Genomic DNA, 14,135 nt, shown 5'->3' with positions numbered 1-14,135 from the left:
AAAGTGCCGCTCAAAAACCCGCTACGCCGAAGGCGCGCAGCTGAGTCGCCATGCGCGCCAGCTCGGGGTGGCTGAAAAACGCCGCCAGCGCCTCGCCACGTACGGGGCCGACGCCGGGCCGGGCCTGCCACTCGTCGGCACTCAATGCCTTGAGCGTTTCCCAATCCTGCAGGCGCGCGTCCGCCCCCGGCGGTACGCCCAAGGCGTCCAGCCACGTCGCGAAGGAGGCGCCGCGCGCCTGGCCGAACGCGCTCGAAATCGCCTCGGCGCGCGCCTCCCCGATACCGGAGACTCGCATGAGTTCCTCACGGCTTAGCCGCTGCCACCCCAGTAGATCACTCACCGCCCCCGCCTCCAGCAGTGCACGCCAGGTGCCTTCGCCCACCCCGCGCATGTTGAGCTGCTCGCCCAGATAGGTCAGCCGCGCCAGCAGCTGATCGAAACAGCCCGGCGTCAGCGAAAAACAGCTCAAGAGATGGTAGCGCTCGGGCTCGGGCGGGGTGAGCTCGGCGCGCTCGCGGGTGTGCCAGACCACCTCGCGCGCTTGGGGAATGGTGAGCCCGGCAAGCTCGACGGCGACCTGGTCGCCAGGGCGCACGTCCCACTCGCGCCAGCGATCGAGCGAGCCCAGCGACACCCGCGTAACGCGCCGCCCGTCGAGCTCGACCGGATAGAGGTGCAGAAGCGGCGTTACCCGCCCGGTGCGGCCAATACGAAACTCGACGCCGCGCACCTGCGCCAGCGCCTGGCTCGGCGGGTACTTCCACGCCACTGCCCAGCTCGGCGGCGAGCTCGACCAGCGCCGAATGCCGGGGCGCTCTGCCTGCTTGATCACCACGCCGTCGGTGGCGAAGGGCAGCGGCGCGTTGAACCAGGTATCGCGCCAGTGGGCGGCGTCGTACTGCTCATCAAGGCGGTGAGTGTAGGCCGCGGTGTCGAAACCGAGCGCTTGAAGCTCGACAAGCCGAGTGGCCATGTCCGTCGGGCCGTCCGGCCAGTCCCAAACGAAGAGCCCGATACGGTCGAGCGACGCCGCGCTCGGCGCGCGCTGCGCCATGACGCCGGCAACGCGCCCCCTGGCGCCGCTCTCCGGCGCTCGAGCCTGTACGTGGTCATTCAGGCGCCAGTAGAGCTCGCCCTGAAAAATCGCGTCGATGGCCTCTGGCAAGCGGTTGGGCACCGCGGGCAGTTCCAGCGCGCGCGGCGTCCAGTTCTGGCCGCGCTCACCGTCGCCGCGGCTGACCGCATCGATCAGCTCGCCGGCTTCGTACTCGAGCGTGATGGCTACGCCGTCGACCTTGGGCTGAATCCAGAGATAGTCGCGGCGAGTAGTGAAGCGACGCACACCCGCTTCATCGGTTTTCTCGAGCCCGGTTTGCGCCGCCGGATGGGCGCGGGTGGACGTGGTACGCTCAATGGCAGCCGACGCGGCGGGCGTAGAGGCAGTGCGAGTAGACACAGTGCGGGACACCTCGGCGTCCAGAACGTTTTCGAGCGGCCGGTGCTGCGGCGTTTGCCCAAGACAGCGCTGCCACTGCGCCAAACGCGCCGCCGCCTGGTCGTACAGGGTATCGCTGACCAGCGCCACACCCTCGCCGTGGTAGCTCAAATCCCACAGCGCGATCTGCTCGGCCAACGCCTGGGTTTCGAGCGCAAGCCGCTCATCGGGCCAGGGCGGGCAGTCGTCGGCGCGCGCGCCAAACGCCAGCAGGGCTAACGCGGCTAGCGTCAACAGGGAGAAAAGCGTGCGCCTTGTGCTCGTCATGGCTGGGCCCCGAGGCTAACTATTCATCACCAGCCTAGGGCAGCCGCGGTACTTTCGCTCATAAAAAAACGCCCCCGGCAAAGCCGAGGGCGCTGGATCGAACGCGGAGCGAGCCTAGAGGCCGGCGGCGCTTTTCAGCGCGTCCGCCTTGTCGATCTTCTCCCAGGGGAAGGCGGTGAAGGTTTCGACACGGGTTTCACCCTTGTCGTCCACCCACTGATAACTGTGCTCGAAGGGCTCACGACCGAAGTGGCCGTAAGCGGCGGTGAGCTGGTACATCGGGTGCAGCAAATCGAGCATTTTGGTGATCGCGTAGGGTCGCAGATCAAAGTGCTCGCGGACCAGCTCGACGATGCGGGCGTCGTCGACCTTGCCGGTGCCGAAGGTATCAATAGACACCGAGGTGGGCTCGGCCACACCGATGGCGTAGGACACCTGGATTTCGCACTTGTCGGCCAAACCCGCCGCGACCACGTTCTTGGCCACGTAGCGGCCGGCGTAGGCCGCGCTGCGGTCGACTTTCGACGGGTCCTTGCCCGAGAACGCGCCGCCGCCGTGGCGCGCCATGCCGCCGTAGGTGTCGACGATGATCTTGCGCCCGGTCAAGCCGCAGTCGCCCACCGGGCCGCCGATGACAAACTTACCCGTCGGGTTGATATGGTACTGAGTGTTCTCGTCGAGCCACTCGGCGGGCAGCACGTCCTCGATGATCTCGCGCAGCACCATGTGGCGCAGGTCTTCCTGGGCGATCTCCGGGTCGTGCTGGGTGGAGAGCACCACCGCGTCGACACCGCAGGGCTGACCTTTGGCATCGTAGCGGAAGGTCACTTGGCTCTTGGCGTCCGGGCGCAGCCACGGCAGCATGCCGTTTTTACGCAGCTCCGCCTGGCGCTCCACCAGGCGATGCGAGTAGTGGATCGGCGCCGGCATGTAGGAGTCGGTTTCATTGGTGGCGTAGCCGAACATCAGCCCCTGGTCGCCGGCGCCCTGATCTTCGGGCTTGGTGCGATCGACGCCTTGGGCGATTTCCACGCTCTGCTTGCCGATCAGGTTCACCACGCCGCAGGTCGCGCCGTCGAAGCCCACTTGCGACGAGGTATAGCCGATCTCGGTGATCACGTCGCGCACCAGGGTTTCCAGATCCACCCAGGCGGAGGTGGTGATCTCGCCGGCGATGATCGCCACGCCGGTCTTCACCAGGGTTTCGCAGGCCACGCGCGCCTGCTTGTCCCGGGCGATGATCGCATCCAGCACCGCATCGGAAATCTGGTCGGCAATTTTATCGGGATGTCCCTCGGAAACGGATTCGGAGGTAAACAGGGAATATTCGCTCATTACGCGCTCGGCCCTCGTACGACGGCTGCCGGCTGACAGCATCAAAAAAATCGCGGCAGGAGGCACCCTGCCGGAGTGGTCACGCGGCGACGCCGCCGCAAACGGTGGAGTTTACACGCAAGCAGGGCGCGTTCCCATAAGGCGCGCCTATAATTTGCCGAGGCCCTTGAAGTCAGCGACAATAGCCCCCTTTCTGGTTTTCGCATCGGTATTGTCGCTGTTATATCGGTGTTTTCTGATCCCTGTTTTCCGTCTTCAGGCGAGGAGCCCCCCATGCCGTCCCGTTTTGAGCTGGCCAACGCCATTCGCGCCCTTTCCATGGATGCCGTCCAGAAGGCCAATTCCGGCCATCCCGGCGCCCCCATGGGAATGGCGGATATCGCCGAGGTGCTGTGGAACGACTACCTCAAGCACAATCCCGAGGATCCGAAGTGGGCCGACCGCGACCGCTTCGTGCTCTCCAACGGGCACGGCTCGATGCTGCTCTACTCGCTGTTGCACCTCACCGGTTACGACGTCAGCCTCGAGCATCTGCAGTCGTTTCGTAAGCTCCACTCGCCCACCGCCGGCCACCCGGAATTCGGTTACGCGCCGGGGATCGAGACCACCACGGGCCCGCTGGGGCAAGGCTTTGCCAACGCCGTGGGCTTTGCCTTGGCCGAGCGCACGCTGGCCGCGCAGTTCAACCGCCCGGGCCACACCGTGGTAGACCACCACACCTGGTGCTTCCTCGGCGACGGCTGTTTGATGGAAGGTGTCTCTCACGAAGCGGCGTCGTTTGCCGGCACTCAGCAGCTCGGTAAGCTGATCGCGCTGTATGACGACAACGGCATCTCCATCGACGGCGAAGTCGAGGGCTGGTTCACCGACGACACCGCCAAGCGCTTCGAGTCCTACGGCTGGCACGTGGTGCCCAACGTCGATGGCCACAAGCCGGAAGAGATCAAGGCCGCCATCGAGCTCGCCAAGCAAAGCGACAAGCCGAGTTTGATCATCTGCAAGACCATCATTGGCTTCGGCGCGCCCAACAAGCAGGGCAAAGAAGAGTCCCACGGCGCCGCGCTCGGCGACGACGAAGTAGCGGCAACGCGCAAGCAGCTCGGCTGGGAGCACGCGCCGTTTTACATCCCCGAGCCGATCTACACCGCCTGGGACGCCCGTGAGGCAGGTAAAAAGCAGCAGGACGCCTGGAACGAGCGCTTCACGCGCTACGCTGAGGCCCATCCGGAACTCGCCCGCGAGTTCAAGCGCCGCATGAAGGGCGAGCTGCCCGCCGAACTCGGCACCGAAGCGCTGATCGAAAAGGCTCAGGAGAAAGGCGAAAGCATCGCCTCGCGCAAGGCATCGCTTGCCGCGCTCAACGCCATCGGCCCGCAGATGCCGGAGCTTCTGGGCGGCAGCGCCGACCTGGCCCCGTCGAACCTGACCTACTGGGAAGGCACCCAGGCGATCACCGCGGAAGACCCGAGCGGCAGCTACCTGCACTACGGCGTTCGCGAGTTCGGCATGGGTGCGGTAATGAACGGCATCGCGCTGCACGGCGGCTTCGTGCCCTACGGCGCAACGTTTTTGATCTTCATGGAGTACATGCGCAACGCCGTACGCATGGCCGCCCTAATCGGTAACCAGGCGATCTACGTTTTCACCCACGACTCCATCGGTCTGGGCGAAGACGGCCCGACCCACCAGCCGATCGAGCAGCTCACGAACCTTCGCACCACGCCAAACCTGGCGACCTGGCGCCCCTGTGACGCGGTCGAGACCATGGCCTCTTGGGACGCCGCGCTCAAGCGCAGCTCAGGGCCTACGGCGCTGGTGCTCTCGCGCCAGAACCTGCCGCACCAGGCGCGCAGCAAGACGCAGCTTTCCGAGATTCAGCGCGGCGGCTACGTGTTGAAGGATGCCGAAGGCACGCCGGAGCTGATTCTGATCGCGACCGGCTCTGAAGTGGCGCTGGCCATGGACGCTGCCGCCGCGCTCGAAGGCCAGGGCCGCGCCGTGCGCGTGGTGTCGATGCCCTCGACCGACCGCTTCGACGAGCAGGACGCCGAGTACAAAGAGCGCGTACTGCCGCGCGCGGTGACCCATCGCATCGCGATCGAAGCCGCCCACGCCGACTACTGGTACAAGTACGTGGGGCTCGACGGCCGCGTGATCGGCATGACCACCTTCGGTGAGTCCGCCCCGGCCGGTGATCTGTTCAAGCACTTCGGCTTCACCGTTGACAACATCGTCGACCAGGCCCGTGAACTGCTGGGTTGATCCCGGCGCGCGCAGCAAGGAGCCGCCGCCCGAATGCCTGCACTAACCGGTTTTTTGTGGCTGGTCGGCTACTACCTGATCGGAGAGGCGGTGGTTCGCCTCTCCGATCTGCCCGTCTCTTCCGGCGTGGTGGGAATGCTGTTACTCACCGCCACGCTGATTCTTCTTCGCCGCGTACCGGCCCCTGTGGCCGCCGCGGCCCAGCCGCTGATCGCGCTGCTGGCGATGCTGATCATGCCAGGCGTGGTCGGGGTGTTCTTCATCATCGACGAACTTCAGGGCCAGTGGCCGGTGATTCTTGTCGCGCTGGTGCTCGGCACGCTCGCAAGCGTGGCGAGCACCCTGTGGCTGCTCAAACGTCTGATGGACAGGTCATGAGGGAAGGTCGCCTTGAACGCTGACGGTTTGCTCGACACGCTCGCCGCGTCACCGCTGTTCGCCGTCGCTCTGACGCTCGCGGCGTTCATCGTCGCCAACGCCCTGTTCGTTCGCCTTAAACGGCCCGCCTGGCTTCCAGCGGTGCTGATCGCCGCGCTCATGCTCGCCGCCGCGCTTGCACTGATCGGGCTGCCCTACCCGCGCTATCGCGAAGGGGCGGTGTGGCTAACCTTGCTGCTGGGCCCGGCCACGGTGGCCCTCGGCATGCCGCTTTATCAGCAGCTGCCACACATCCGCGCACTGTGGCGCGAGCTGGCCGTTTGCTTGCCCATCGCCGCAAGCTTGGCCGCCTGCTATGCGCTGGGCATCGCTTGGCTTTTGGGCGCGCCGCCAGACATTCTCGCCTCGCTTGCCGCCAAATCGGTCACCGCGCCGATTGCCATCGGCATCACCGAGCAAATTGGCGGGTCGGTGGCGCTGATGCTCGGCGCACTGCTGGTGACCGGGGTGGCCACGGCAGCATTTACCGGCCCGGCGGCGAAGCTTTTGAAGATCGAGGACGAGCGCGTCATCGGCTTTACCCTCGGGCTCAACGGCCACGCGATCGGCACCGTGCGGGCGTTCGAAATCAGCCCCGCCGCCGGCGCTTTTGCGTCGCTCGGCATGAGCCTTACGGGCATTTTCACCGCGCTTTTGCTGCCGCTGGCTTGGCACCTGGTAGGAGGTGGGCCATGAAATACGCTAAAATCACGCGAGTTTACGGCCGCCTGGCCGCCACCGTTCGTTAAAGAGCTGCCGTTTATGGCCGAGTCCACGCCTACATTTCGTATCGCCATCAACGGCTATGGCCGCATCGGCCAGTGCGTGCTGCGCGCGCTCATCGAGCGCAACGACCCCGATATCGAGATCGTCGCGATCAACGAGCTGTCGGATCTGGATACGATTGCCTATCTCACCCGCTTCGACACCACCCACGGCCGTTTTCCCGTCGCGGTGGAGAGCGACCGCGAAGCGCTGATCGTCGGCGGGCGGCGCATCCAGGTGCTCAGCGAGGCCGACCCGACCCGCCTGCCCTGGCGGGCGCTTGAGATCGACCTGGTGCTGGAGTGCTCGGGCAGCTTCAAGGACCGCGCCACCGCCGAACAGCATCTCGAGGCCGGCGCCAAGCGGCTTTTGTTCTCTCAGCCGGCGGAGTCCGACGTCGACGCTACTATCGTCTGGGGCATCAACGAACAGACGCTGTCGGCCGAGCAGCGCATTTTGTCGGCGGCGTCGTGCACGACCAACTGCCTGGTGCCGCTTCTCACGGTGCTCGACGAGGCGCTGGGGCTCGAGCACGGCGTGACTACTACCATTCACTCGGCGATGAACGACCAGCCGGTGATCGATGCCTATCATCAAACCGACCTGCGTCTGACCCGCTCGGCGATGCACTCCATCGTGCCGGTGGACACCGGCCTGGCCGTGGGTATCAGCCGGCTGATGCCGAGGCTCAAGGGGCGCTTCGAGTGCTTGCACGTGCGCGTGCCGACCATTAACGTTTCGGCCATGGACGCCGCGCTCACCGTGCGCCGCGATACCGACGCCCAGGAGGTCAACGCGCTGCTGAAAGAAGTGTGCCGCACGCGCCTTCTGGGCGTGCTGGATTACACCGAGGCACCGATGGCCTCGGTCGACTTCAATCACGACCCGCACTCGGGCATTCTGGACGCCACCCAGACCCGGGTCGCCGGCAAGCGGCTCATCAAACTGCTCTGCTGGTTCGACAACGAGTGGGGGTTTGCCAACCGTATGCTGGATATCAGCCGACGCTTGGCGTCGCTCGCGCCGCCTTCAAGCCACTGACGTATCAACGCCCAACCACAAGGAAGCCGTCTGGATGAACGTGCAAACGATGTCCGAGCACTCGCTGAAGGGTCAGCGCGTGCTGATCCGCGAGGATCTGAACGTACCGATCAAGCATGGCCGCGTCACCAGCGACGCGCGTCTGCGCGCCGCCCTGCCGACCATTCAGGCGGCCAGGGACGCTGGCGCGAAAGTGCTGCTGATGAGTCACCTCGGCCGCCCCACCGAAGGCGAACCAGCCGATGAGTTCTCGCTGGCGCCGGTCGCCGAGCATCTTGCCGAGCTTCTGGGCCAGCCGGTTACGCTGGCCACCGACTATCTCGATAAGGCGCCGGAACTCGACGACGGCGACGTCGTGCTGCTCGAGAACGTACGCTTCAACAGCGGCGAGAAAAAGGACGACGAGGCGCTGGCCAAGCGCTACGCCGCGCTTTGCGACATCTTCGTGATGGACGCCTTTGGCACCGCCCACCGCGCCCAGGCCTCGACCCACGGTGTGGCGCGCTTTGCGCCCATCGCCTGCGCCGGCCCGCTGCTGGCCGGCGAGCTTGAAGCGCTCGAGAAGGCGCTCGCCACGCCGAAACGGCCGATGGCGGCGATCGTCGGCGGCTCGAAGGTATCGACCAAGCTCGACGTGCTCAACGCGCTCAGTGAGAAGTGCGATCAGCTCATCGTCGGCGGCGGCATCGCCAACACCTTCATCGCCGCAGCGGGTTATAATGTAGGCAAATCGCTTTTCGAGGCGGACCTGGTCGATCAGGCCAAAACGCTGATGGCGACGGTCAACATTCCGCTACCCACCGATGTGGTCGTGGCCACCGAGTTTTCCGAGTCCGCGAAAGCGACGGTCAAGCCGGTCGATCAGGTGGCGGACGATGAAATGATCCTCGATATCGGCCCGGACACCGCCGGCCGCCTAGCAGGGCTTTTGAAAGACGCCGGCACGATTTTGTGGAACGGCCCGGTAGGCGTGTTCGAGATCGATCAGTTCGGCAAGGGCACCGAGGCGCTCTCGAAAGCCATCGCTGAAAGTGCGGCGTTTTCGATCGCTGGCGGCGGTGACACCCTGGCCGCGATCGACAAGTACGCCATTAGCGACCGCGTCTCCTATATTTCCACCGGCGGCGGCGCGTTTTTGGAATACGTCGAGGGCAAGGCGCTTCCCGCCGTGACTGCTCTCGAAGCCGCCGCCCGCGGCGCGTAACCACTACCGACCCTCAAGACCGACAACCAGTAAGGTGACTTCATGGCTTTAATCAGCATGCGCCAGATGCTCGACCACGCCGCCGAACACGGCTACGGCATCCCGGCTTTCAACGTTAACAACCTCGAGCAGATGCGCGCCATCATGGAAGCCGCCGACAAGACCGACTCGCCGGTGATCGTGCAGGCCTCGGCTGGCGCGCGCAAATACGCCGGCGCGCCGTTTCTGCGCCACCTGATTCTGGCCGCGGTGGAAGAGTTCCCGCACATTCCGGTGGTCATGCACCAGGACCACGGCACCAGCCCCGCGGTGTGCCAGCGCTCGATCCAGCTCGGCTTCTCCTCGGTGATGATGGACGGCTCCTTGGGTGAAGATGGCAAGACGCCCATGGACTACGACTACAACGTCGACGTCACCCGCCGCACGGTGGAAATGGCCCACGCATGTGGCGTCTCCGTCGAAGGCGAACTTGGCTGCCTGGGAAGCCTCGAAACCGGTATGGCCGGCGAAGAGGATGGCATCGGCGCCGAAGGCAAGCTCGACATGGAGCAGCTTCTCACCGACCCGGAAGAGGCCGCCGAATTCGTCAAGGCCACCCACGTCGACGCGCTGGCGATTGCCATCGGCACCAGCCACGGTGCCTACAAGTTCACCCAGCCGCCCACCGGCGATACGCTCTCGATCCAGCGCATCAAGGAGATCCACGCGCGCATCCCGGATACCCACCTGGTCATGCACGGCTCCTCCTCGGTCCCCCAGGAGTGGCTCGAGATCATCAACCAGTACGGCGGCGAGATTCCGGAAACCTACGGTGTGCCGGTCGAAGAGATCGTCGAAGGCATCAAGCACGGCGTGCGCAAGGTCAACATCGATACCGACCTGCGCCTGGCATCCACCGGCGCGGTACGCCGCTTTTTGGCCCAGAACCCGTCCGAGTTCGACCCGCGTAAATTCCTCAAGGAAACCGTATCCTCCATGCGCGATCTGTGTATCGCCCGCTACGAGGCGTTCGGCACCGCCGGCAATGCCAGCAAGATCAAACCGATCAATCTGGAAGAGATGTTCGAGCGCTACGCGCGCGGTGAACTGGACCCGAAGGTGAAGTAAACACCTGGCGTTCATGAACCGAGAAAGGCGGCCCTGGCCGCCTTTTTTTATTGCCTGGCTTCCCGAAAACGCTTGTTGCAGCGCAGCATCAGCGTAGTATGGCGCCATCACCGTATCGATCCTGTTTCATCAACTGAAGGTAAACGCCATGAAGCACTCCGCCAAGCCGTTCAGCGCCCCCTTCGTTCCCATGATGGGGATCTACAGTGCCACCATGATGGCGCTGGAGCTTTGGAGCACCTCGCTTTCGACGATCGCTCAGCGTCAGCATCTGTGGCAGACCCAGCCGTTTTTTAGCCCCGGCATGATGCTCGAGAATCAGCGCATGGTGACCGAGAAAATGGAAGCGAGTGTCGAGGCGGGCATGGCGATGCAAAAGGCCTTTTTCGGCGCCATGAACGGTCACTATGCGCCGTGGTGGGTAACCAGTCAGAAAACGATGTCCCCGTATCACCGCCGCAGCCGCGATAACTCGCGCAGGCTTTCGCGTTAATCCCGCCTTAGCGTTAATCTTTTTTAAGAAAGCCCGACTGGCGGCGTCGCTGCGCCAGGTAAAGGTTTTATCTCACTTTTTTGGAACATTTTTCGCCCGAGCGCCCTCAAAAGGGCCTCTTGGGCATTTTTTGTTTTGTAAAAAATTATAAAACAGTGTTCACAAAGGTCCGTAAATCTCGTTCAATAGGACGATCGTCTACTTTTTAATCACTACACGCAGCAGGCGCTGCAAGGATCAACGATGCCGCTCCCACTTTTGTTGTTCGATTGTGATGGCACTCTGGTTGATAGCGAACCCCTTCTGGCCGACGAGATGGCCACGGCGCTGACCGGCGTCGGGCTGCCTTTCCAGCGACAGGATTACATGGGCGAGTTTCGCGGCGCCCGGTTTCGCACGATCGTCGCCGAGCTGCAGGCTCGCTTTGGTGAGGTCGACCCGCAGCGCCTTGAAAGCGCCGAGCGCACCATGCGCGACAATCTCGCCAAGCGCCTGACCCGCGAACTCAAAACCCTGCCCGGCGTTGTCGATACCCTCGAAACGCTTCGCCGCTTTCCAAGCGCGGTGGTCTCCAACGGCCCGGAAAGCAAGATTCAGGCGGCGTTGAAAGCGACCCAGCTTGCCACCTATTTTGGCAAACGCTTCTTCAGCGGCTACACGGCTAACTGTTGGAAGCCGGAACCCTGTCTCCATCTGCACGCAGCCAGTATCATGGGCTTTAGCGCGCGCGACTGCATCGCCATCGACGATGCGCTGGTCGGCGTTCGCGCCGCGCTCAAGGCAGGCATGACGGTGATCCATCTCAACCGCTTTCCCGACTCCGAAACCACGCCGGACGGGGCGATCAGCATCGAAAGCATGACGCAGTTGACCAGCGTTGTGAGGCGGCTGATCACCGGACGCGAAAGCGCCGCCATCGCCCCGCACTTTTCAGACACAGGGTTAACGGAAACACGGTATGGCCTCATTACGTGATCAGTTGGGTGGACTTGTCTACTCAACCGAACAGGGCAGAACCTGCCCCGATTGCCGCGCACCGGTCGATGACTGCGCCTGCGACGAGCATAGCGAGCAGGCAAGGCTCGCCTCGCTTGACGGTATCGTACGCATTCGCCGCGAAACCAGCGGACGCAAGGGTAAGGGCGTGACCACTCTCAGCGGTATTCCGCTGGCCGGCGATGAGCTCAAGACGCTTGCGAAAACGCTCAAGAAGCGCTGCGGTACTGGTGGGGCCGTCAAGGACGGCATCGTCGAAATTCAGGGCGACCACCGTGAAACGCTCAAAGCGGCGCTCGAAGCGATGGGTTACAAGGTCAAACTGGCGGGCGGCTAGACCGCCCGGCGCGCACCGCAGAGCGATTCTGCATACGGGTAAGGCACTGCAATGGTCTGGCTGGAGTATCTGCTACCGCTGATTTTCTTGTTTCCGATGGCGGCCATGGCCAGCGTCGTCCTTGCGCTGCGTAGCCTTCACGATGCGCGCGTAAGCTCCCCCTTCGATGCTCCGCTTCGCGAGCCCGGCCAGGGTCTTCGCGCCCGCCTCGAACGTGCCTACTCCAATTTGTTTCTCAACGGCGCGCTTGGCCCCATCGTTAGCCTCGCGCCGCTGGTTTACGGAATGGGCCGCATGCTGTTCGTGGAGCATCAGGAGTGGGGAGAGTGGGCGCTTTACGGCCTGGTGAGCACGCTGCTGGTGGTGGCGTTTTCACTGCTGCTGATTCGCGACTATCAACGTATTCGCCGACTCAAACTCGGCCTTGCGTGCGAGCTGGCGGTAGGCCAGGAGCTCGAGCGGCTGATTCGCCCCGAGGCGCATCCCTACTACGTATTTCACGATGTTCCCACCGATAGCTTTACCATCGACCACGTGGTGGTGACGCCGCACGGCGTGTTCGCAGTCGAAACCCGAGCGCGTACGCTGGCGCTTGGCCCCGATGGTAAAGAGCTCAACGAAGTCGCGGTCGAGCCCGAGCGGCTACGCTTTCCCTATTGGCAGGAGCGCCGCCCGCTGCTCAAGACCCGTCAGGGCGTTGCCTGGCTTTCCGATTGGCTAGAGCAGCGCTGCGGCGTGCCAGTCAAGGTGCACGGCGTACTGGCGCTGCCGGGCTGGACCATCGATACCTCCGAGGCGGCATCGGACGTGCTGGTCGTCAGCGGTGAGCAGCTTGCGCGCGAACTCACCGAGCTTACGCCGGCGCTATTGTCCGACGCGCTTCACGACAAAATCATCCACGTACTGCTGGAGCGCTCGCGCATGACCGAGCCGCCGCATCTGCAAAAGGCGTCGGTCTAATCACCGCGTAGCCGGCCGCCCATCTCTTGAGCCAGGTCCACCGCGTAGTGGTCGGTCATCCCTCCAATGAAATCGAGCATGCGTCGGTAGCTGTCGTACAGCGACCAGGAAGGCAGCGGAGTGTTTTCACCGATTAGAGCCAACACTCGCTGATGCTTGAACGAGCTTTGGCCGGTATGGTGAAGCTCATGGGCGGCGCCGATGAACGCTTCCAGCAAGATGCCCAGCGTCGTATAGGCGCCAATCTCGAGTTTTGCCTTACGTTCGTTTTGAAAAATACGCTCCCGGGCCAGTTGCTTGGCCGCCTGCACGCCCCACCCCAGGTCCGGGTGACAAAGCTCCAACAAATCCTCGCCCAGCGTGCCGCTCAGTAGCGCCTGCTCGTTTTGCACGAACACCGACGCCACTTCGTTGACCGCACGCTCCATGGCCGCCCCGCGCAAGAGCGCAATGCGCCGGCGCTGCGAGACGTTGCGGCTGAGCATCTCCTCATACTCCGGCGGAAACTCGCCGGCGATCTGGCGCAGGATCTCCACCACCTCTTCGTAGCGCAGGATGCCCATCTCCAGCCCATCTTCCAGGTCGAGCAGCGCATAGCAGATATCGTCGGCGGCCTCGACCAGCCAGGCCAGCGGATGGCGACACCAGCGCTGTTCGCCCTGGGGCAAAAGCCCTACCGCCTCGGCCACTTCGCTGAGTAGTGCCTGCTCCGACTGGTAGCAGCCGAACTTGCCCATGCGGCCGCCGTAGCGCACGGTCCAGGGGTACTTGAGCAGCGTGCCGAGCGTGGCCGCGGACAGGCGCATGCCGCCGTTGAACTGGTTGTATTCGATCTGGGTAATGACGCGAAAGCCCTGAGCGTTGCCCTCGAAGGTGAGCAAGTCCTCACACTCGGCCTCGGAAAGCCCGTCGAGCAGCCCACTTCCCTGGGCGCGGCGAAACCAGTCGCGAATAGCGTACTCGCCGGCATGGCCAAAAGGAGGATTGCCGATATCGTGGCCCAAACAGGCAGTTTGCACGATCACGCCCAGATCTGCCGGGGTAATCCACTCGGGCAGCTGGTCGCTCAATAGCTCGCCGACGATCATACCCAGCGAGCGGCCGACACAGCCCACCTCCAGCGAGTGGGTCAGCCGGGTATGGATATGGTCGTTCTCGGTCAGCGGATGCACTTGGGTCTTGCGACCCAGACGACGAAACGAGCCGGAGAAGACGATGCGGTCATGATCCTTGTGAAACGGGGTGCGCCCCATTTCACGACCGGTGGTCGAGCGCTTGTCGTGCAAACGGCGGGGCGAGAGCAGCTGCTCCCAGCGCATGTGTGTCATGGCAATCCTCCTTGAGGAAGGCATTCTGACATAAAACGCCTGGCAGCGGCACGCAGACATGGGGACATACATGTCCTCAAGGAGTAGGCCGGAGTCAAGGGCCTCGCCCACCCCGGGCGGCTGGG

The 14,135-nt window shown here is 63.9% G+C and carries 13 protein-coding genes; 10 read left to right on the top strand and 3 right to left on the bottom strand.

Annotation, left to right across the window (positions count from 1 at the left end; all coding sequences use genetic code 11):
* Positions 1-10: 10 nt before the first annotated feature.
* Positions 11-1,765 carry an NAD-dependent DNA ligase LigB gene (gene ligB, locus ACGLWX_RS18090; RefSeq protein ID WP_396241832.1) on the bottom strand — a complete coding sequence of 585 codons (1,755 nt, stop codon included), beginning with the start codon at positions 1,763-1,765 and terminating at the stop codon, positions 11-13.
* A 114-nt stretch (positions 1,766-1,879) separates the two neighbouring features.
* Complete coding sequence (metK, locus tag ACGLWX_RS18085) at positions 1,880-3,100, bottom strand: methionine adenosyltransferase (protein WP_396241830.1); 1,221 nt, start codon at positions 3,098-3,100, stop codon at positions 1,880-1,882.
* 273 nt (positions 3,101-3,373) lie between these two features.
* Here metK and tkt point away from each other — a divergent pair, with 273 nt between their 5' ends.
* From tkt to ACGLWX_RS18035, 10 genes are all read left to right on the top strand, one after another.
* Complete coding sequence (tkt, locus tag ACGLWX_RS18080; RefSeq protein ID WP_396241828.1) at positions 3,374-5,362, top strand: transketolase; 1,989 nt, start codon at positions 3,374-3,376, stop codon at positions 5,360-5,362.
* A gap of 33 nt (positions 5,363-5,395) precedes the next feature.
* Positions 5,396-5,740: a CidA/LrgA family protein gene (locus ACGLWX_RS18075; RefSeq protein WP_252109825.1), complete on the top strand. Its 345-nt coding sequence runs from the start codon at positions 5,396-5,398 to the stop codon at positions 5,738-5,740.
* Positions 5,741-5,752: 12 nt separating this feature from the next.
* On the top strand, positions 5,753-6,475 hold the full coding sequence (locus ACGLWX_RS18070) for an LrgB family protein (protein WP_252109824.1): 723 nt from the start codon (positions 5,753-5,755) through the stop codon (positions 6,473-6,475).
* A gap of 66 nt (positions 6,476-6,541) precedes the next feature.
* Positions 6,542-7,585, top strand: a complete 1,044-nt coding sequence (locus ACGLWX_RS18065) for a type I glyceraldehyde-3-phosphate dehydrogenase (protein WP_396241826.1) — start codon at positions 6,542-6,544, stop codon at positions 7,583-7,585.
* A gap of 34 nt (positions 7,586-7,619) precedes the next feature.
* The gene (locus ACGLWX_RS18060) at positions 7,620-8,789 is read left to right on the top strand and encodes a phosphoglycerate kinase (protein ID WP_252109822.1); all 1,170 of its coding nucleotides are present in this window, start codon (positions 7,620-7,622) and stop codon (positions 8,787-8,789) included.
* 42 nt (positions 8,790-8,831) lie between these two features.
* Entirely contained in the window at positions 8,832-9,896 is a 1,065-nt protein-coding gene (gene fba / locus ACGLWX_RS18055) for a class II fructose-bisphosphate aldolase (protein ID WP_252109821.1), read from the top strand.
* Between the two features lie 148 nt (positions 9,897-10,044).
* Entirely contained in the window at positions 10,045-10,389 is a 345-nt protein-coding gene (locus ACGLWX_RS18050) for a hypothetical protein (RefSeq protein ID WP_252109820.1), read from the top strand.
* Positions 10,390-10,632: 243 nt separating this feature from the next.
* A complete protein-coding gene (locus ACGLWX_RS18045; protein WP_396241825.1) occupies positions 10,633-11,364 on the top strand; it encodes an HAD family hydrolase in 732 nt (243 codons plus the stop codon).
* Complete coding sequence (locus tag ACGLWX_RS18040) at positions 11,348-11,722, top strand: translation initiation factor Sui1 (protein ID WP_396241823.1); 375 nt, start codon at positions 11,348-11,350, stop codon at positions 11,720-11,722. The genes ACGLWX_RS18045 and ACGLWX_RS18040 overlap by 17 nt, the downstream gene beginning before the upstream one ends.
* Before the next feature lie 51 nt (positions 11,723-11,773).
* On the top strand, positions 11,774-12,682 hold the full coding sequence (locus ACGLWX_RS18035) for a nuclease-related domain-containing protein (protein WP_396241821.1): 909 nt from the start codon (positions 11,774-11,776) through the stop codon (positions 12,680-12,682).
* Here ACGLWX_RS18035 and ACGLWX_RS18030 read toward each other — a convergent pair.
* Positions 12,679-14,010 carry a deoxyguanosinetriphosphate triphosphohydrolase gene (locus tag ACGLWX_RS18030; protein ID WP_396241819.1) on the bottom strand — a complete coding sequence of 444 codons (1,332 nt, stop codon included), beginning with the start codon at positions 14,008-14,010 and terminating at the stop codon, positions 12,679-12,681. The genes ACGLWX_RS18035 and ACGLWX_RS18030 overlap by 4 nt on opposite strands.
* Positions 14,011-14,135: the final 125 nt, after the last annotated feature.

The sequence above is a fragment of the Halomonas sp. HMF6819 genome (assembly GCF_044335525.1).
In the GTDB taxonomy this organism is placed as follows: Bacteria; Pseudomonadota; Gammaproteobacteria; order Pseudomonadales; family Halomonadaceae; genus Vreelandella.
Note: the sequence above shows the minus strand (reverse complement) of the source record. Positions and strands in the feature narration are given on the sequence as shown.

Coding starts and splice junctions, on each gene's coding strand:
- ligB (WP_396241832.1), bottom strand. CDS start 1,765: ATGACGAGCACAAGGCGCACGCTTTTCTCCCTGTTGACGCTAGCCGCG.
- metK (WP_396241830.1), bottom strand. CDS start 3,100: ATGAGCGAATATTCCCTGTTTACCTCCGAATCCGTTTCCGAGGGACAT.
- tkt (WP_396241828.1), top strand. CDS start 3,374: ATGCCGTCCCGTTTTGAGCTGGCCAACGCCATTCGCGCCCTTTCCATG.
- ACGLWX_RS18075 (WP_252109825.1), top strand. CDS start 5,396: ATGCCTGCACTAACCGGTTTTTTGTGGCTGGTCGGCTACTACCTGATC.
- ACGLWX_RS18065 (WP_396241826.1), top strand. CDS start 6,542: ATGGCCGAGTCCACGCCTACATTTCGTATCGCCATCAACGGCTATGGC.
- ACGLWX_RS18060 (WP_252109822.1), top strand. CDS start 7,620: ATGAACGTGCAAACGATGTCCGAGCACTCGCTGAAGGGTCAGCGCGTG.
- fba (WP_252109821.1), top strand. CDS start 8,832: ATGGCTTTAATCAGCATGCGCCAGATGCTCGACCACGCCGCCGAACAC.
- ACGLWX_RS18050 (WP_252109820.1), top strand. CDS start 10,045: ATGAAGCACTCCGCCAAGCCGTTCAGCGCCCCCTTCGTTCCCATGATG.
- ACGLWX_RS18045 (WP_396241825.1), top strand. CDS start 10,633: ATGCCGCTCCCACTTTTGTTGTTCGATTGTGATGGCACTCTGGTTGAT.
- ACGLWX_RS18040 (WP_396241823.1), top strand. CDS start 11,348: ATGGCCTCATTACGTGATCAGTTGGGTGGACTTGTCTACTCAACCGAA.
- ACGLWX_RS18035 (WP_396241821.1), top strand. CDS start 11,774: ATGGTCTGGCTGGAGTATCTGCTACCGCTGATTTTCTTGTTTCCGATG.
- ACGLWX_RS18030 (WP_396241819.1), bottom strand. CDS start 14,010: ATGACACACATGCGCTGGGAGCAGCTGCTCTCGCCCCGCCGTTTGCAC.